Raw genomic sequence first — 18,833 nt, 5'->3', positions numbered from 1 at the left:
GCGAGCATGCTCGCGATGGTAGACCAGGCGCCGCGGGCATCCAGACAGCCCGCGTCATCGTTAACGACCATCGCGAGCGTGCTCGCTCCTACAGAAGATCAAGATCAAAAGCCGAGCACGATCCCCTGTAGGAGCGAGCTTGCTCGCGATGGTGGCTCAGCCACCGCGGGCCTCCAGACAGCCAGCGTCATCGTTGACGACCATCGCGAGCGTGCTCGCTCCTACAGAAGATCTAGATCAAAAGCGAAACACGACCCCTGTAGGAGCGAGCATGCTCGCGATGGTGGCCCAGCCACCGCGGGCATCCAGACAGCCCGCGTCATCGTTAACGACCATCGCGAGCAAGCTCGCTCCTACAGAAGATCAAGATCAAAAGCCGAGCACGATCCCCTGTAGGAGCGAGCATGCTCGCGATGGTGGCCCAGGCACCGCGGGCCTTCAGGAAGCCCGCGTCATCGTTAACGACCATCGCGAGCGTGCTCGCTCCTACAGAAGATCAAGATCAAAAGCCGAGCACGATCCCCTGTAGGAGCGAGCTTGCTCGCGATGGTAGACCAGGCACCGCGGGCATCCAGGCAGCCCGCGTCATCGTTAACGACCATCGCGAGCGTGCTCGCTCCTACAGAAGATCAAGATCAAAAGCCGAGCACGATCCCCTGTAGGAGCGAGCTTGCTCGCGATGTCAGCCCAGCCACCGCGGGCATCCAGACAGCCAGCGTCATCGTTGACGACCATCGCGACGGTTCGACAAGCCCATCGACACCATCGTGTAATGTCCTGCGTGCATCCCCCGTGCTGTCATGGCTGTGCGGGCAATCGGGATCTGCACCCGACATTGTCACGCCCCAAGATGTCCCACGCTCCGCCAGGAGCCGTCGATTAGCGAGGCTGAAATGTTACTACCCCTGTCTACCTGGTCCGAGATCGAGCAATTTCTCGAGCGCTCGCGCACCATCGTCATTCCCATTGGCTCCAACGAGCAGCATGGCCCGATCGGTCTGCTGGGCACCGACTGGATGTGCCCGGAGATCATCGCCCACGAAGCACAGAAAACCGCGGATATCCTGATCGCTCCGACCTTCAACATCGGCATGGCCCAGCATCACCTTGGGTTCCCCGGTACCATCACCCTGCGCCCCTCGACCTTCATCGCCGCCATCGGCAACTGGGTGCGCTCGCTGGCGGCCCATGGTTTCGAGAAGATCTTTTTCCTCAACGGTCACGGCGGCAACATCGCCTCGATCGAGGCGGCGTTCTCCGAGCTTTATGCCGAAGCCAGCTTTGCCCGCCGTTCGGCAGGGTTCTCGTTGAAACTGTGCAACTGGTGGGACCTGGAAGGCGTCACCGCGTTGGCCAACCAGCAGTTCCCGACCGGCCACGGCATTCATGCCACGCCTTCGGAAATTGCCGTGACCCAGTGGGCCTACCCGGACTCGATCAAGTCGGCGCCCTATTCGCCGCCTATCGCCAACTGGGGCCCGATCCGCGAAGCCCATGACTTTCGCGCCCGCCACCCCGACGGCCGCATGGGTTCTGACCCGGCCCAGGCATCGCCGGAAAAAGGCCACCAGTTGGTGATGCTGGCCGCGCAGGGCCTGATCCGCGAACTGGATCTGTTCAGCAGCGAGCAAGCGCCGCGCTAGAACGTCGTATCAGCCATGTGCCACAGCTAACAAGCGCTAACAGCACATAACTGGTGATCCTGGCCCTGCGGTATCACTCTTGAGTCTGACCACTGCTGGCATGCCGACCCCGATAATCGGGCGTCCGGCATGCCCAGTCGAACTGATGGCTCAAGAGGGATCCGATCATGGCCGAACGTTATTGCGGTAGCTGCCTCGACAGAGTCCACCGTCCCGCCAACGCCGAACTGTGCGCGTTGATGGACGATGTCCTGGAACACGACACACCCGCCTCATTGCAACTGATCGCCACGGTCACCCCGCTGCTGCTGGCGTTTTTCGAAGGCCAGGTCCAGGCCGAACGGGTCGAGCGCGACAGCGTCGACACCCTGGTGCAACAGGCGTTCATGACATTGTATCGGCGCCGCGCCGATTACGATGTGAACACTCCGTTTCGCGCGTGGTTGATCGACACGGCCCGCGACACCCTGCTCGAGCATTTGCGCAGCCAGCGTGGCGCGCAGATCGTTACTCCGGTGGCCAGCAACCTCCTGTTGAACGGCCATCAATCCCCGCGGGCCATTTGAAAGTCCATCGCGAATCTCGTTGGCGCCTATCAGGAAGTCTCCATGATCAATGTCGAAAAAGTCCTTTACACCGGCCATACCCACACCACCGGGGGGCGGGAAGGGACGGGACGCAGCCAGGACGGCCGACTGGACCTCACACTCTCCGCCCCCGGTGCGCCGGGCCAGGGCACCAACCCCGAGCAATTGTTCGCGGTCTGTTGGTCGGCGTGTTTCCTGGGATCTCTGCGTCACGCCTGCAACGCTCGCAAAATCGGCTTTCCGATGGACGCCGCAGTCGATGCCCAGATCGATCTGATGCATGGTGAACAGGGCTTTTTCCTGCAAGCCCGGCTCGCCGTTTCACTGCCAGAGATTGCCCCGGACATTGCCCGGCAACTGATCGAGGCGGCGCACCAGAACTGCCCCTACTCCAAGGCGACTCGCCGCAACATCGACGTCGACCTCCGCCTGGTCTGATCGATTGCGGTGCCGCTCTCCCGGCACCCTCGCAGCACTTGAACGTTGAACCAAAACCCCTATGATGCAGACTAGCGCGCAACTTTCGCCTTACGCGAACACACAGCCCACTTTTCAGAGAGCCTTCCCTGTGGAGTCTGCCCCGGACGATTTGCATGAATCCCTGAACCTGCAACTCGCCTTCGGTCCTTTCTGCGTCACGCCGGGCAAGCGCCTGCTCACCCGACGCGGCCACGCCGTGGAGATCGGCGGACGGGCCCTGGACCTGCTGATCACCTTGCTGGAACGTCCCGGTCGTGTACTGTCCAAACACGAGCTGATCAAGCTGGTCTGGCCCAACATCGTGGTGTCCGAAGGCAGCCTGCGTTTTCACATGACCGGCCTGCGAAAGATCCTCCGGGATGGCGAAGACGGCGCGCGGTACATCTCCACGCAAGTAGGCGTGGGTTACGCCTTCGTCGCCCCCATTGAACGCTTGCAGGTCAGCCAGCATCCGTCGATTGCAGCCATGCCCTCGATCACAGGCGAACAACGACTTGGCAGCGTCGGTAACCTGCCGCCAAGGGCTCGACTCGTGGGGCGCGACGACGACGCGCAAATGCTCGTCGAGCGAGCGCTGGAACCCAGGCTCTTTACCATCGTCGGCCCGGGCGGGGTCGGCAAGACCAGCCTGGCAATCGAGGTCGGGCACCGCATTGGCGCCGGCCAACCCGAACGCGTGCGCTTCGTCGACCTGGCCCAGGTCGAGGACGCCACGCTGGTGACGTCCTCCCTGGCAGCGGCACTGGGCATTCCCGTACAGGCCGAAGACCCGCTGCAGGTACTGCTGGCGCATCTGCGGACACAGCGGCTGCTGCTGATCATCGACAACTGCGAGCACCTCATCGACGCCGTGTCGGCGATCGTCGAACAGATCCGCGAGGCAGCCCCTGATGTGGCGCTGCTGGCCACCAGCCGCGAACCACTGCGCGCCCTTGGCGAACACATTCACTGGCTCAGTCCATTAGGTTTTCCTGGGGAGACGCAGACCCTGAGCGTCGAAGAACTGCTGGCGTTTCCGGCCGTGAACCTGTTCGTCGAGCGCGCGTCGTCAGGCAATGCGGCCCTGCTGCTGCAAGCCGGCGATGCGCAGTTGATCGCCGACATGTGCAGACGCCTGGAAGGCATGGCCTTGCCCATCGAACTGGCCGCCATGCGCGTGGCGAGCCACGGCGTGCAAGCCACCCACGCCCTGCTCGGCGAGCGTTTCTCCCTTGGTTGGTCCGGGCGGCGCACCGCATTGCCGCGCCACCAGACCCTGCGCGCGATGCTCGACTGGAGCTACGCCCTGCTCTGCCCCCAGGAACAGTTGGTGTTTGATCGCTTGGCGATTTTCGTCGGACCGTTCTCGCTGGAAGCCGCGTCGCACATTCTCGCGGACGGACAAATCGATTCGATCACTGCCGCAGCGGCGCTGGATGAACTGGCTGCCAAGGGCCTGGTCACCGTCGATCACGGCAGTTCCCTGGCCACCTATCGTCTGCTGGAAATGACCCGCGCCTATGCCCGGGAAAAACTCGTGGTGCGCGGGGAAATCGAGGCCCATGCGCTGTCTTTCAGGCACGCCGCCTATTTCACTGCACTGCTCGATCATTTGGGGGCAACGCCCGGCGACATCTATGACAGTTGCTCACGCCTTGCCTGCCAGCTCGGCAACATCAGGAGCGCGCTGGAATGGAGCTTCGGCCCCCAGGGCGATCCCGGGCTCGCGCTACCCTTGGCGGCGGCCAGCGCGCCGTTGTTCCTGCATTTTTCATTGATGGTCGAGTGCCGCGCCTGGTGTTCACGCGCCACCGAGTTGCTGGAGCTGGGTTATTTCGGCACACCCACCGAAATGGAGTTGCAGGCGGCTCTGGGGTTGGTGCTGATGTTTACCCGTGGCAACAGCGACGCGGCGCACAAGGCATTGCTCAGGGCGCTGGACATCGCACAGGCGCTCGGCGATCACTGGTCGCAACTGCGCTTGTTGGGTCGCTTGCAGATTTTTTCCGAACGTATCGGCGACTTCCCTTCATCGCTGGCCTGGGCTGAACAAGCCGTGGCAGTCGGTCATGTGATCGGTAAACCCGAGGCCATTGCCGTGGCCGCCTCGTTGGCCGGCATCTCCCACCACTTGCTCGGCAATCAGCAGCTGGCGCGCAAGGAACTGGAAAAGTCCCTGCGCTACAGCTTGCCGTCCGAACGCAGCAGCACCGTTCATTACGGTTTCGACCACCGCAACCGCACCGGGCTGGCACTCGCGCGCACCCTCTGGTTGCTGGGCTTTCCCGATCAGGCCAGGCGCTGGGCCGAGCAGGTCGAGGCCGAGGCTGCGGCGCTGGACCATTCAGTGACCTATTGCATCGCCCTCGTCTGGACACTGTGTATCCACATCTGGACCGGCGATCTGGACAAGGCCTCGGCTGGCCTGGAGACCTTCAGCAAGATCGCCGAGGCCAATGCCCTGGCGCCCTACATCGCGGCGACGCTGGGCGTGCAAGGGGCGATTGCGATTCGTGCCGGACAGCCGGGCAACGCCGTGGCCCTGCTCGAGGAAAGCCTGGCCCGCCTGCAAGGCATGCGCTATGAACTGCTGACCACCTCGTTCGAAACGTCGCTGACCGAAGGCCTGGTGTTGAATGGTCAGTATGAAAAAGCCTTGTGTCAGGTCGAGTCCACGATCAGCCACTGCCGTCACAGCGGCGATGCCTACGCCCTGCCCGAGCTGTTGCGGATCAAGGCAAATATTCTCAAGATCCTAGCGCCTGCTACCCCCGGTGTCGTCCATGACCTGCTCGATGAATCGATCACGCTGAGTCGCCAGCAAGGCGCCCGCTCATGGGAACTGCGTACCTCGATGGACCTCGCGCGTCTTTGGCTGGAACAGGGCAAGCCGGCTGATGCCAGGGAACTGCTGACGGCCTGTCGTGAGCGGATGACGGAGGGCTACGATAGCCTCGACCTGCGTCAACTGGAACGTCTCTGGCAAAGCCTGCCGGGCTGAGCGGCAGGCCGATTCAGTCGGACCGAGGTGAAAGCTGCCCGACTTTTTTCACCAGATCGGCCAGGGACCGGGCCTTCATCTTGCGCATGACCTTGCCACGATGGGCTTTGACCGTGATCTCGCTGATGCCCAGGTCCGAGGCAATGACCTTGTTCATTCGCCCGGCCACCACCATGTCCAGTACCTCGTGCTCGCGGGGCGTCAGGGTGGCATGGTTGTCGCGCAATACGCGCAGGTCCCCCTCGCGATCGAGCGCCGCACGACTGCTTTGCAGCGCATCGGCGATGGCCGAGAGCAACACTTCATCGTCGAATGGCTTGGTCAAAAACTCCACGGCCCCGGCTTTCATTGCCCGCACCGAGCGCGGCACATCGCCGTAGCCGGTGATGAAAATGATCGGCATGTCGGGTCGCTCGCCTGCAATTGCATTCTGCAAATCCAGCCCATTGAGGTCCGGCAGATTGATGTCGAGCACCAGGCAACTGGGCACCAATGGACGCGGATGGTCGAGGAATGCCTGCGCTGATTCAAACAGCTTCGGCCGCCACTGCGCCTGGCCGATCAGCAGCTCCAGCGACTCTCGCACGGAAATATCGTCATCGACCACAAACACGATCGGCGTGTTGTTCGCAGGCTTGGGGGCGGGCTCGTGATTGGCGTTCACCACACATTTCCTCAAAAGTTGATCGACGTTCAGCTGACCGGTAGCGCGGCGCTGAGCGCCTTGAGCAGCTCCGCCTCGCTGAACGGCTTGAGCAGGCAATCCACCGCACCCTGACTGATCAGAAACGGGCGCTGTCCGACATCGCCCAGCGCCGTGATAAAGATGATCGGAATCGCGTAGTGCTGCGATGTGAGCCGCTTTTGCAGTTCGGGGCCGGACATGCCCGGCATGGCGACATCCAGAATCAAACAGCGCGTCTGTTCGAGGTAATCGGAGGCCAGAAAGGCCTGCGCTGAAGAAAAGGCCTGCACCGCAAAGCCGAATTCCCTGAGCAGATCCGGTAACGCTTCACGCACGGACTCATCGTCGTCAACCACCGATATGAGTAAAGGCTTGTCCATCAAAAACCCTCTCTGGTGTGATCGCGGCCGCTTCCCGCGTCCGGCCTGGGGGCGTCATCCCTACCGGTCGGCTGATCATGGTCAGACGAGTACGGAAGCGAAAAACGAAAGATTGCACCGGGCCCGATATCGTTCACGCAGGCCCACAACCGGCCGTCATGACTGTCGATAATCGAATGGCTGACCGACAAACCAATGCCCATGCCCGATTGTTTGGTGGTGAAGAACGCGTTGAACAGGCGCTCGGCGTCTTTCGGGTCGAAACCGGTGCCGTTGTCCCTGACCTCCAGATACACCTGCTGATCCTGTACCCCGGTGCTGACCTGCAGGTGCCGAGACCGGTCGGTAACGCTGCTCATCGCCTCCTTGGCATTGAGGATCAAGTTGAGAATGACCTGTTGCAACTGCACGCGATCGCCCTTGACCAGCGGCAGGCCGTCGGCGAACACAGGATTGACGATGACCCGGCCCCGCTGCAGTTCGCCCAGTAACAGGGCGATCACCTCGCGCGCCGCTTCGTTGAGGTTAACGTCTTCCAGGGCGATGCTGTCTTTGGAAAACAACACCCGCAGACGCTTGATGACATCCGCGGCACGATTGCCGTCACGAATGGTGCGGCGAGCCGTTTCGAGTGCGCCCGCGACGTTTGGCGGACTGGCGCCGAGCATGCGCAGGCAAGTGCTGGCATTGGTGATGATCCCGGCCAGCGGCTGATTGACTTCGTGGGCAATGGACGCGGTCAACGCGCCCAGGCTGGCGACCCGCGCCAAATGGGCCAGCTCCGAGCGAACCTCGCCCAGGACGGTCTCGGAATGGCGGCGCTGTGTGACATCCTGCAAGGCGGCAATGTACTCCAGGCCACCGCCTTCATCCGGCATCGCATGGGCCACCAGGTGAACATGCTTGACCGTACCGTCGAGCAGTTGCAGGCGATGTTCGTGTTCGAAGTCGCCACCTTTCTTGCGCTGGCAACGAATCATCTCCTTGTAGCTGGAGAGATCCTCCGGATGGATACGTGTGTAGAGCAAGTCGAAGGTGGGTCTGATGCCGGGGTCCAGGTCGAGTATGCGGTAAGTCTCCTCGGACCAGATGATGTCGTTCGAACCGGCGTGCCAGGAAAACGTGCCGGTGGAACTCAGACGCTGCGCCTTGGCCAGGAACGCCTCACTCTGGCGCAGCGCCGCTTCGCCGCGCGCGCGGTCAATGGCGATGCTGGCGAGGTGGGTAAACTGGGCGATCAGATTCTGCTGGGTGGCATCGGGCCTGCCCGCCTCTCTGAACAGCAGCGAGAGCACGCCGATCACCGTGCCATTGATGGAGGTGACTGGCGTCGACCAATTGGTCCGCAGGCCATGACTCAATACGCTGGCACACCAGCGGGGCCAACGCTGCTCACGAGCCAGGTCCGGGCAAATCACCTGCTGGTTGCGAATGGCGACCAGGGCGGCCGGACAACCGGCTGCATCCACCGGACGCCCGTCAGCGGCGATGGTCAGGTCGGGCGGCAGGTTCGGCGCGGCGCCCGGCACTATGCGTGGGACGGCCTTGGGCACCCGATACGAGCCATTGGGATCGATCTGCACGATGCTGCACACACCGCCGTCGATGCTCGCTTCGACCAGCTCGCACAGGGCTTCGAGAATGAGCCTGAGCGGTGTACCGCCGGCGATCAGGCCGAGCAGATGTTTTTCGCCCTCAAGCAGCATCTCGGCGCGCTTGCGATCTTCGATGTCGGTATTTTCCCCGTACCAGCGCACCACTCGCCCCCGCTCGTCGCGCTCCGGCACGGCACGCACCAGGAACCAGCGAAAGACGCCGTCGACGCGCCGCAACCGCGCCTCGAATTCGCCGGGTTGCTCCGACGCCAGTATTCGCCGATAGGACGCCAGCGTGTCCTGATCGTCCGGGTGCACCGAGGCCGTCCAGCCATCGCCGCACGCCTCTTGCAGCGCGATTCCGGTGTAATCGCACCAGCGCTGGTTGAGGAAACTGACGTAGCCATTTGGCGCCGCACTCCAGACGAAACCAGGGACCGCGTTGATCAGGCTGCGAAACCGTGCTTCCGATGCACTGATCTCCACCAGCGCCTGGGCGATCAGTGCCTTGTCGCGCTTGTGCTCATCGATGTCCACGGTAATGACCCACCAGCGGGTGATGTGACCGCAGTCGTCGCGCATCGGTATGCCATTGGCCACGAACCAGTGGTAGGCACCGTCGGCACGGCGGATACGTTGCTCCGCGCGAAACGGCTCGCCTGTGGTGACCGAGTGCGTCCAGCTTTCCAGGATCTGGGGCTTGTCCTCGGGGTGGATGATGTCGCTGGTGCTCCAGCCCTTGAGCGCTTCAAGGGTGGTGCCCATGTATTGGAGGTTATGGCTGTTCACGTACTCCAGCTCGCCGTTGGGGCCCATCAGCGAAACCAGCGCAGGAATGTTGTCGATGAGGGTGCGCAGATCGGGCTCGATCGCGAGGGGTGGCGCGGCCACCTCACAGTGATCCTCGATGTCGGTGCCAATCCCGCACCACTTGTGAAGGTCGCCAGCGGCGTCCGGCAATGGGCTGACGCGCAGCAGGAAACGACGGTACGTACCATCGGCGCGGCGCAGCCGCGCGCTGATGTCGCGAGGTTCGCCAGTTCCCAGGATCGTCTGCCAGGCCTGCGACACGTGCGTACGATCATCGGGATGGATGGACAACTGCCAACCGTCATCCATGGCCTCACAGCAGCCACGGCCGGTGTAGCGGCACCAGTATTGATTGACGTAATCGACACGACCATCGGCGAGCGCGGTCCATGCCACACATGGCAGCACGTCGATGATGCTCTGGTTGTCCATACCGATCCTGTATGTGCGGTCGCCGTTTGGCGAGGATGACCCTGCTGGCGGGGCAAAGCCAATCATACCTTGGTGTCGCATGCCGGCATCAGTCTAGACGCGGGTGTACACGTTCGCGGCCCCCCCATTGCGAGGCGCACTAACACCTAGGTGCAATTGAGCGCGCGTTGGGGGATTTGGTGAGATGAAGTTTCATCAAACATCCATAAAAAGGAAAACGCCATGCCTGCTCCGACCGCACCCGAGAACGTGCTCTACACCGCCAACGTCCACACCACCGGTGGACGTGACGGTCATGCTCGCAGCAATGACGGGCGCCTCGAGATCAATCTTTCCAGCCCTGGCTCGTCGGGTGCCGGCACCAACCCGGAGCAACTGTTCGCCGCCGGCTGGTCCGCGTGCTTCGAAGGTGCGCTGCGCCTGGCGGCACGGCGCATGAGCATCAATCTGCCACAGCCCGTGGCCATCGATGCGCAGGTCGACCTGTGCTCCGCCGAGGGCAGCTACTTCCTGCAAGCGCGCCTGAACGTCAGCGTGCCGGGTGTGGAGCGCGAATCGGCCCTGGCCCTGGTGAATGCCGCGCATGAGACCTGCCCGTACTCAAAACTGTCGCGCAATAACATTGCCGTTCAGATCAGCCTGGTCTGAGTGCTTCGAAGCCGTTCGAACCGGGCCGCCTGAACCAGGGGTCCGGTTCCGCCCCATAACCGTGAGGAGCTGATGATGAACAAGCTGACAACCGCCGCCGGCGCACCGGTAGTCGATAACAACAATGTGCAGACGGCGGGCCCCAGAGGCCCTATGTTGTTGCAGGACGTGTGGCTGCTGGAAAAGCTCGCGCACTTTGACCGAGAGGTCATTCCCGAGCGACGCATGCACGCCAAGGGATCGGGCGCCCACGGCACCTTTACGGTGACCCATGACATCACCCGCTACACCAAGGCCAAACTGTTTTCCCAGGTCGGCAAGACCACAGACATTTTCATACGGTTTTCCACCGTCGCTGGCGAGCGTGGCGCGGCCGATGCCGAGCGGGACATTCGCGGGTTTGCCATCAAGTTCTACACCGAACAGGGCAACTGGGACCTGGTGGGCAACAACACGCCAGTGTTCTTCCTGCGCGACCCGTTGAAATTCCCGGACCTCAACCACGCGGTCAAGCGTGATCCCCGCACGAACATGCGCAGCGCCAACAACAACTGGGATTTCTGGACCTTGCTGCCAGAAGCCCTGCATCAAGTCACCATCGTCATGAGCGACCGAGGCCTGCCCCAATCCTACCGGCACATGCACGGGTTCGGCAGCCACACGTTCAGTTTCATCAGCCCGGACAACCAGCGCTCCTGGGTCAAATTCACCTGGAAGACCGAACAAGGCATCGCCAACCTCACCGACGCCGAAGCCGGCGCCGTGATCGCCGCCGACCGCGAGAGCGCACAGCGCGACCTGTATGACAGCATCGAGAAAGGCGACTTTCCGCGCTGGAAACTGTTCGTGCAGGTGATGCCCGAGCTGGATGCGGCCACCTACCCGATCAATCCGTTCGACCTGACCAAAGTCTGGCCCCATGCCGATTACCCGCTGATCGAAGTGGGCGTACTGGAGCTCAACCGCAATCCCGAGAACTATTTCGCCGACGTTGAACAGGCGGCGTTCAACCCGGCCAACGTGGTGCCGGGCATCAGCTTTTCGCCGGACAAAATGTTGCAGGCGCGGTTGTTTTCCTACGGCGACGCCCAGCGTTACCGAGTGGGGGTCAACCATCACCAGATCCCGGTGAACGCGGCTCGCTGCCCCGTGAACAGCTACCACCGCGACGGGCAGATGCGCATCAACGCCAATGCCGGCAGCACGCTTGGTTACGAGCCCAACAGTTATGGCGAGTGGGCTGAACAACCGGACTTTCGCGAGCCGCCACTGGCGCTGCACGGTAGCGCCGACCACTGGAACCACCGCGAGGACGATGACTATTTCTCGCAGCCCGCAGCCCTGTTCCGCCTGATGAGTCCGGCCCAGCAACAGGTGCTGTTCGACAATACCGCCCGCGCCATCCAGGGCGCATCGGCCCAGGTGAAACAGCGTCATATCGAGAACTGCACCCAAGCCGACCCGGCGTATGGCGCAGGTGTAGCGCAGGCGATTGAAGCCTTGGGTTGATCAAAACCTGGCCACACAAAACCCCTGTAGGAGCGAGCTTGCTCGCGATGGCGTTGGGTCAGTCGCCCTTGTCTCGCCTGACATGGCGCAATCGCGAGCAAGCTCGCTCCTACCGATCAACTGCGGGCCATGAACTCTCTTGGGGATTCGCCCATCAGGCGCTTGAACATGGCGCTGAAGGCACTTTGGCTGTCGTAGCCCAGGGCGTGGGCGATGTGGCCGATGGGGTGGCCCCGGTCGAGCCGGTCGATGGCGGTGGCCAGGCGGACCTGCTGTACCCAGTGGCGGAAATTCAATCCGGTTTCATGCTGGAAAAGTCGGATCAATGTCCTTGAACTGGCACCGACCCGGTCCGCCCAGTAATCGACCGAATGGGCCTGTTCGGGATTCTCCAGGATGGCGGTGCACACCGTCACCAGCCGTCGATCCCGAGGCCAGGGGATCTGCAATGGCAACGTCCGCGCACGCTCGAGCTCACTGAGAATCAGCGCCACCACATGAGCATTGCGCCCTTCCTGAGGGTATTCGATCGACTGTGCCGCCAGCGCCAGAATCAACTCGCGCAACAACGACGAGATCTCCACCACCTTGCAGCTGTCGCCGAAACGCGCTGCGGCCTCTGGCTCGATGTAGACCGAGCGCATCTGCACCGGGCTGAGCATGCGCTGGTCATGGACGATCTGCGGTGGAATCCACAACGCCCGCCTGGGCGGCAAAACCCACAACCCGGTCGGCGTCGCCACTCGCATCACGCCACTGGCGGCGTACAGCAATTGCCCGTGCCGATGGCTGTGCGGTTCGTTGTACTGGCCGGTGTCCTGGTCGCGCACCAGCACAGTCATCAGCCGTGGCACGTCCTGGTAATCCAGGTAATCCTCGCTGCGAAGGACGCGGTGTGCTCGCTCGGCAACGGTTCGGTCTGCTCGTTTCACTGGCCAAGAGCCCCAAGTCGTGTGTCGTAAACCATCAAAACATGGTCGATCACCAATTGTCACTTTTGCGACAAAAGATGGCATATGCCGCCTTCCAGCCATTGTTAGCCTTGTCCTCGTTCATCCCAACGAGGCCGCCCACATGCCAAACACGCAAAACCATCCAGACTCCAGACACAGCATCTGTGCCGTGATCGGCCTGCTGGTGCTGTCCATAGCACTGCGGCCCGCGATCATCTCGGTGGGGCCGATCCTGTTGCTGATCCAGCAGCACTTCCACTTGAGCTACACCCAGGCCGCGCTGCTCACCTCTATCCCCGATGTGTGCATGGGCGTTTTCGCCCTGATGGTGCCGAATCTGGCACGGCGCTTCGGCATCGACCGCTGCGTGGTGGTGGCCTTGCTGCTGCTCGGCGTTGCTACGCTGCTGCGGGCAGTGTCGCCCAACGCGTTTTTCCTGCTGGCCAGCACCTTTGCCGCGAGTGTCGGCATCGCCATCGCCGGGGCGATGACCGGGGGCTGGATCAAGACCCACTTCCCGCACCGCGCCGCGTTGTTCATGGGCATCTACGCCGCCGGCCTCAGCGTCGGCGCCACCCTCGCCGCCCTGTTCAGCGCCCCGCTGGCCGAACTGACACAGAGCTGGCGCATCAGCGCCGGCGCCTGGAGCGTGCTGTGCCTGACCGCCGTAGCCAGCTGGATCTGGATGACCCGGACCTTCGCCACCCCCGCCACCGCCGCTCAAGCACGCCCGGCCCTGAGCACTCGCCTGCCCTGGCGCACCCCGCAGGCCTGGTGGGTGGCGCTGAACTTCGGCGCCGGGCAGTTCGTGGTCTACGCACTGTTTGCCTGGATGGCACCGGCCGCTACCGAAGCCGCCTTGTCGACCTGGTCGGCTGGCACCTTGCTCGGCACCTTCACCGCGGTGTTCGCTGTGGCCAGCGTCTGCGCCGGCCTGATTCCCGGCAAGGCGCATGATCGCCGCGGCCTGCTGGGCGGCTCGACTGTGCTGGCGACACTGGCCGTTGGCGGCATGGCTTTCTTCCCCCATGCCTGGCCGATTCTGTATGTGGTACTGGCCGCCATCGGCCTGGGCATGGGCTTCACCGTGGCGATGACCTTGCCATTGGATAACGCCGCCAACGCCGAGCAAGCCGGTTTGTGGACGGTATTCATGTTGTTCATCGGTTATTTGGTGGCAGCGCTCGGCCCGTTGCTGTTTGGCGCCTTGCGCGACTACAGCGGCCATTTCGGCCCGGCCTACACGATGCTGTTTGCAGTATTGCTGGTAATGCTATGCATCACGCCGCTGCTCAAACCGGCGACGGAGCAGTCACCGCAGGTGTCGGTGGCCTGAAACGCCCGACGCCGTTGAGCACTGGCACAACGGCGTCGGGCAGGCCCGGTCAGGCCAGGTACCCCCCATCGACCGTCAGGCTCGAACCGGTGACGAACGAGGCATCGTCACTGGCCAGGTACGCCGCCATACCGGCAATTTCATCGGCACGGCCCAGGCGCCCCAGCGGCACACGACTGATGACGTGTTCCAGATACGGTGCATCGGCCGGGTTCATGTCAGTCGCCGTCGGACCAGGCTGGATGTTGTTGACCGTAATACCCCGCGGGGCGAAGTCCTGGGCCAGGCCCCGGACCAGGCCGATCATCGCGGCCTTGCTCATGCAATAGCCGCTGGAGCCGGGAAAGCCGCTCCGTTCGCCGGCCACGCTGCCGATGGTGATGATTCGGTCGCCGCGCTGCATGACCTTGGCACAGGCCCGGGCAGCAATGTACGCCGCTCGCACGTTCACCGCGTACAACTCGTCCAGCGCCTCGACAGTGAAGTCATCGACCGTGCCCAGCGCGAGGATGCCGGCGTTGTTCACCAGAATGTTCAACGCACCGAACTTCTGCACGGTGAAGCTGACCGCGTGCTCGATGTCGTCGGCGAACTTGCTGTTGGCCTTGATGGCGAGGGCGGTACCACCCTCGCCTTCGACGCTGTGCACCAATGCCTCGGCCTTCTCATCGGAGGCTGAGTAGGTGAAGGCGACCCTTGCGCCTTCCCTGGCCAGACGGCGGACGATGGCCGCACCGATGCCCCGCGAGCCCCCGGTCACTAATGCGGTCTTGCCAGTGAAACGTTGTAGATGGGTGGACATATGCAATACCTGCTCTGAAAGGGATACGAATTACCGGGAAGCGGAGGCGGCCTTTTCAATCAACCGGGCAACCGGTTCGGGGTTGGAAACCATCACCACGTGGGACGCCCCACTCACCACTTCTACCCCTTTGGCGCCGGCACGCTTGGCCATGAACGCCATGGCTTGCGGCGGTATGTTCTTGTCCTGGTCGCCGTAGATGAACCACGAAGGCACTTTCTTCCAGGCGGGCGTACCCGCCTTCTCGTTCAACGCCGCATCGGTGACCGGACGTTGGGTGGCAGCCATCAGAGCCGCCTCCGGTGACGGAACGTCTGCGGCAAACTGGTCGTGAAACTTGTCTTGCTGGATGTACAGATCCTTGCCTCCATCGGCCAGGGCAACCGGCGCGGCCAGGGTCGGGCCCAGCGTGCTTCCGGGGAATTTGCCCGCCAGACCGGCAACGGTTTCGCCCGTTTCGGGCGCAAAGGCACTGACATAGACCAGCGCCTTGACGCCCGGATGGTCATTCGCCGCCGCGCTGATCACATTGCCGCCGTAGGAATGGCCGACCAGTACCACAGGTGTCTTGATGCTCGACAGCAACGCCGACACCGACGCGCCATCGCTTTTCACGCTGCGCAACGGGTTGGCGGCAGCGACCACCGTGTAACCATCCTGCTCGAGAATTTTCACCACGCCGTTCCAGCTCGACGCATCGGCAAAGGCACCGTGCACCAGTACTACCGTGGTTTTTTCAGGCTGGGCAAACGCGCTGCCGCAGGCCATCAGGCTGGCGGTGATCGCCAGCGCCGTCATGACTTTTTTCATAGGGTGACTCCTTCAGGTTCAAAAGGCGTATCGGGTGAAGACATAGTCGTGGTTCTGTACACGCGCCTGATGGCAGGCGAAGCAGGTCTGGTGCTGGGCCTCATCGGCCGGTTTGCCGTTGATGAAGCGACCGAATCCCCAGCCGCCGGTGGATGCATATTTCTTCGAGTCCTTGACCATCACCTGAACAGTGGTCGCCGCACCGGGGATGGCAGCGGGCTCGAACTCCGGCGACTGCACGCGTTTCCAGGCCAACTTGACCAGCACCGTGCCGTCAGGAAACGGCAGCGTCGAAGCCTGGTAGGCCTTGATCGCCTTTTCATTGCCGACCACCACGCGCAGCTCATCCAGCGGTGGGGCTTCCAGCGCCGGGGCAATGAACTGCCATTGGCGATAACCGTCGGGCAGCTTCACGCCGTAGATCGGAGACGCATCACCGCTGTCGCCCAGGGCAACGCCGGTGGCTACCAGTGCCGCCGAGGCAATCGCCGCGGACAGCACGGCCATGTGAGTCAGTTTCATCTCGGTTCTCCTGTGCGGCCGATCAAAGATGATCAGCGTCGATCACCGCCTGGGCGAAGGCCTGTGGCGCTTCCTGCGGCAGGTTGTGGCCGACGCCGCCGTCGATCAGGCGATGCTCGTATTGGCCGGTGAAGCGTTTGGCATAAGCCTCGGCGGGTGGATGCGGAGCACCATTGGCGTCGCCTTCCAGGGTGATGGTGGGCACGCTGATGGACGGGGATTGCGCCAGTTTTTTCTCCAGCGCGTCATAGCGGGCCTCGCCCTTGATCAGGCCCAGACGCCAGCGGTAATTGAAAATGGAGACGGCGACGTGATCGGGGTTTTGCAGGGCGGCGGCGCTGCGATCGTAGGTCGCGTCGTCGAAGTCCCATTTCGGTGAGGCCAGTTTCCAGATCAGCTTGGCGAAGTCGTGGGTGTTTTTCTCGTAGCCCAGACGGCCGCGCTCGGTCGCAAAGTAAAACTGGTACCACCACTGCAACTCGGCCGCCGGTGGCAGCGGTGCTTTGCCAGCGTCCTGGCTGCCGATGAGGTAACCGCTGACCGCCACCAATGCCTTCACCCGCTCCGGCCACAGGGCGGCGACGATATCCGCCGTGCGCGCGCCCCAGTCATACCCGCCAAAGACCGCCTGCTTGATGTGCAGCGCGTCCATGAAATCGATCACGTCCTTGGCCAACGCGGCGGGCTGGCCATTGCGCACGGTTTTGGCCGACAGGAATTGTGTATCGCCATAACCCCGCGCATAGGGGACCAACACCCGGTAGCCCTTCTCGGCCAAGGCAGGCGCCACGTCAGCGTAGCTGTGTATGTCGTAGGGCCAGCCATGCAACAGAATCACCACGGGCCCGTCAGCTGGGCCGAGCTCGGCGTAGGCGACATCCAGCAGGCCGGCTTTGACATGTTTCAGTGCCCCCAGAGACGTATGCCCGCCCGGTGTCAGCGTGCCGATGGTGCCGGCAGGGACAGCAGCGGCATTGGCGTGTGACGAAGCCATGCCCAACGCCCCGACTTGCAGGAAAGCCACTGCCAGCGCCGTGCAGGCGAAAAAACGCAGATGACGCGAAACCGCTTGAGGATCGATCGAGATGTTCATGCAGAGTCTCCCGTGCGGTGACCACCGGGCCACCGCGTGATGGAATGGATTAAGGAGCCGTCTTCGCCACGGTTTTGTTGACCTCGGCGCGCAGCGGTCGGAACGCGGCGCGCAGCTCTTCGCTGAACAGTTGTGGCTGTTCCCAGGAGGCAAAGTGGCCGCCCTTGCTCACTTCGTTGAAGTAGAAAAGCGTCGGATAAGCTTTCTGCGCCCAGCTTCTGGGTGCGCGATAGATCTCGCCAGGGAACACGGTGATCGCCACCGGTATCTTGATCGAGGCGGTCTTCTGCGCCTCGGCACTGAAGTTATTGTTGTTGTTCTCCCAGTAGAAACGGGAGGACGACGCGCCGGAGTTGGTCAGCCAGTACAGGCTGATGTCGTCAAGCATTTCATCGCGGCTCAGCACGCGCTCCGGCTTGCCGTCGCTGTCGGTCCAGGCGGCGAACTTCTCGTACATCCAGGCCGCCGTACCCGCTGGCGAATCGGCCAACAGGTAACCGATGGTTTGCGGACGGGTGACCATCATTGCGCCGTAGGCGGCATTGCGCCCGAAGAAGGTGCTCAGCGAGTTGAAGGCGTTACGCTCCGGCACGGTCAGCCCGGCCGGGGCCGGATCGCCGCCGAAGATCGGCTTCACCAGCTCCGGTGGGATGGTCGCCGGCATATTGAGGTGGATCCCCAGCAATCCCGGCGGCGCGAGGCGGCCCAGCGCATCGGACACCACCGAACCATGGTCGCCGCCCTGGGACACGTAATGGCTGTAGCCCAGGCGCTTCATCAGCACGTCCCAGGCCTTGGCCACTCGGTCAGGGTTCCAACCCAGTTCAGTGGGTTTTCCGGAAAAACCGTGGCCGGGAATCGACGGGATCACCACGTCAAAGGAGTCTTCAATACGCCCGCCGTACGCAACGGGGTCGGTCAATGGGCCGATGGTCTTGAGGAACTCGAATTGCGAACCTGGCCAACCGTGGGTGAGGATCAGCGGCATGGCATTGGGGTTGCGCGAACGGACGTGAATGAACTGGATGTCGACGCCGTCAATGGTGGTAATGAACTCGGGCAAGGCATTGAGTTTCGCCTCCGCCTTGCGCCAGTCGTAATCGGTGCCCCAGTACTTCACCAACGCTTGCACCGGGCCCAGTTGCACGCCCTGGCTGACGTCCTTGACGAGCTCCTTGTCGGGCCAGCGGGTGTCGGCGATGCGTTTGCGCAGGTCAATCAGTTGCGACTCATCGACATGGATGCGATACGGACGAATGGCCTCCGAAGCAGCGCTGGCCGAAGGGGCGGCAGCCCATGCACCACTACTGCCGGCCAGCAGGGCAAGACCGAGCACATGGAGTCTGGCGGATGACGCCAGGCATCGGTGCCAGGTGAGAACGGACGAAACTGCAAGCATGATCAATCTCCTTTGAGTAAGTGGCCTACAGGCGCAGTGCGAGTTGCCGGATCGAATGACGCGCGCAGGCTCAAGGCCGCGGTTGTTGCGTCAGTCCAGCCCTCGCCAGGCTTGATAAGACCACCCTGATCCCCTTGGGACGATTGCACGTAGGTGTCGGTCGATACCT

The 18,833-nt window shown here is 62.7% G+C and carries 16 protein-coding genes; 7 read left to right on the top strand and 9 right to left on the bottom strand.

Annotated elements, in window-relative coordinates:
* Positions 1–893 precede the first annotated feature (893 nt).
* From AB4O36_RS05975 to AB4O36_RS05960, 4 genes are all read left to right on the top strand, one after another.
* Entirely contained in the window at positions 894–1,643 is a 750-nt protein-coding gene (locus AB4O36_RS05975; protein WP_460141242.1) for a creatininase family protein, read from the top strand.
* Between the two features lie 167 nt (positions 1,644–1,810).
* Positions 1,811–2,209, top strand: a complete 399-nt coding sequence (locus AB4O36_RS05970) for a sigma factor (RefSeq protein WP_460122445.1) — start codon at positions 1,811–1,813, stop codon at positions 2,207–2,209.
* A 42-nt stretch (positions 2,210–2,251) separates the two neighbouring features.
* The gene (locus AB4O36_RS05965; RefSeq protein WP_460122443.1) at positions 2,252–2,668 is read left to right on the top strand and encodes an organic hydroperoxide resistance protein; all 417 of its coding nucleotides are present in this window, start codon (positions 2,252–2,254) and stop codon (positions 2,666–2,668) included.
* 130 nt (positions 2,669–2,798) lie between these two features.
* Complete coding sequence (locus tag AB4O36_RS05960; protein ID WP_460141241.1) at positions 2,799–5,690, top strand: ATP-binding protein; 2,892 nt, start codon at positions 2,799–2,801, stop codon at positions 5,688–5,690.
* Between the two features lie 13 nt (positions 5,691–5,703).
* Here AB4O36_RS05960 and AB4O36_RS05955 read toward each other — a convergent pair whose 3' ends face one another.
* From AB4O36_RS05955 to AB4O36_RS05945, 3 genes are read right to left on the bottom strand one after another with little or no spacing between them, the layout of a single operon-like run.
* Positions 5,704–6,354, bottom strand: a complete 651-nt coding sequence (locus AB4O36_RS05955; RefSeq protein WP_460122439.1) for a response regulator transcription factor — start codon at positions 6,352–6,354, stop codon at positions 5,704–5,706.
* A 29-nt stretch (positions 6,355–6,383) separates the two neighbouring features.
* The gene (locus tag AB4O36_RS05950) at positions 6,384–6,755 is read right to left on the bottom strand and encodes a response regulator (protein WP_460126606.1); all 372 of its coding nucleotides are present in this window, start codon (positions 6,753–6,755) and stop codon (positions 6,384–6,386) included.
* The gene (locus AB4O36_RS05945) at positions 6,755–9,592 is read right to left on the bottom strand and encodes a PAS domain-containing protein (RefSeq protein WP_460141240.1); all 2,838 of its coding nucleotides are present in this window, start codon (positions 9,590–9,592) and stop codon (positions 6,755–6,757) included. The genes AB4O36_RS05950 and AB4O36_RS05945 overlap by 1 nt, the downstream gene beginning before the upstream one ends.
* Before the next feature lie 222 nt (positions 9,593–9,814).
* Here AB4O36_RS05945 and AB4O36_RS05940 point away from each other — a divergent pair, with 222 nt between their 5' ends.
* Together AB4O36_RS05940 and AB4O36_RS05935 are read left to right on the top strand one after the other, a co-directional pair.
* Positions 9,815–10,240, top strand: a complete 426-nt coding sequence (locus tag AB4O36_RS05940) for an organic hydroperoxide resistance protein (protein ID WP_460141239.1) — start codon at positions 9,815–9,817, stop codon at positions 10,238–10,240.
* A gap of 75 nt (positions 10,241–10,315) precedes the next feature.
* Complete coding sequence (locus AB4O36_RS05935) at positions 10,316–11,749, top strand: catalase (RefSeq protein WP_460141238.1); 1,434 nt, start codon at positions 10,316–10,318, stop codon at positions 11,747–11,749.
* 116 nt (positions 11,750–11,865) lie between these two features.
* Here AB4O36_RS05935 and AB4O36_RS05930 read toward each other — a convergent pair whose 3' ends face one another.
* Positions 11,866–12,681, bottom strand: a complete 816-nt coding sequence (locus AB4O36_RS05930; protein ID WP_460141237.1) for an AraC family transcriptional regulator — start codon at positions 12,679–12,681, stop codon at positions 11,866–11,868.
* Between the two features lie 142 nt (positions 12,682–12,823).
* Between AB4O36_RS05930 and AB4O36_RS05925 the strand changes: the two genes are divergently transcribed.
* Complete coding sequence (locus tag AB4O36_RS05925; protein WP_460141236.1) at positions 12,824–14,038, top strand: MFS transporter; 1,215 nt, start codon at positions 12,824–12,826, stop codon at positions 14,036–14,038.
* A 49-nt stretch (positions 14,039–14,087) separates the two neighbouring features.
* On the opposite strand, the gene AB4O36_RS05920 is transcribed toward AB4O36_RS05925, so the two are convergent.
* From AB4O36_RS05920 to AB4O36_RS05900, 5 genes are read right to left on the bottom strand one after another with little or no spacing between them, the layout of a single operon-like run.
* Positions 14,088–14,840: a 3-oxoacyl-ACP reductase family protein gene (locus AB4O36_RS05920; protein ID WP_460141235.1), complete on the bottom strand. Its 753-nt coding sequence runs from the start codon at positions 14,838–14,840 to the stop codon at positions 14,088–14,090.
* A 30-nt stretch (positions 14,841–14,870) separates the two neighbouring features.
* The gene (locus tag AB4O36_RS05915) at positions 14,871–15,650 is read right to left on the bottom strand and encodes an alpha/beta fold hydrolase (protein WP_460141234.1); all 780 of its coding nucleotides are present in this window, start codon (positions 15,648–15,650) and stop codon (positions 14,871–14,873) included.
* Positions 15,651–15,668: 18 nt separating this feature from the next.
* Entirely contained in the window at positions 15,669–16,172 is a 504-nt protein-coding gene (locus AB4O36_RS05910; RefSeq protein ID WP_460122425.1) for a cytochrome P460 family protein, read from the bottom strand.
* Positions 16,173–16,194: 22 nt separating this feature from the next.
* Positions 16,195–17,265: an alpha/beta fold hydrolase gene (locus tag AB4O36_RS05905; protein ID WP_460122423.1), complete on the bottom strand. Its 1,071-nt coding sequence runs from the start codon at positions 17,263–17,265 to the stop codon at positions 16,195–16,197.
* A 49-nt stretch (positions 17,266–17,314) separates the two neighbouring features.
* The gene (locus tag AB4O36_RS05900) at positions 17,315–18,664 is read right to left on the bottom strand and encodes an epoxide hydrolase family protein (RefSeq protein ID WP_460141233.1); all 1,350 of its coding nucleotides are present in this window, start codon (positions 18,662–18,664) and stop codon (positions 17,315–17,317) included.
* Between the last annotated feature and the right edge of the window lie 169 nt (positions 18,665–18,833).

The sequence above is a fragment of the Pseudomonas sp. S2_E01 genome (assembly GCF_054668365.1).
This window is presented reverse-complemented; position numbering and strand designations above follow the sequence as displayed.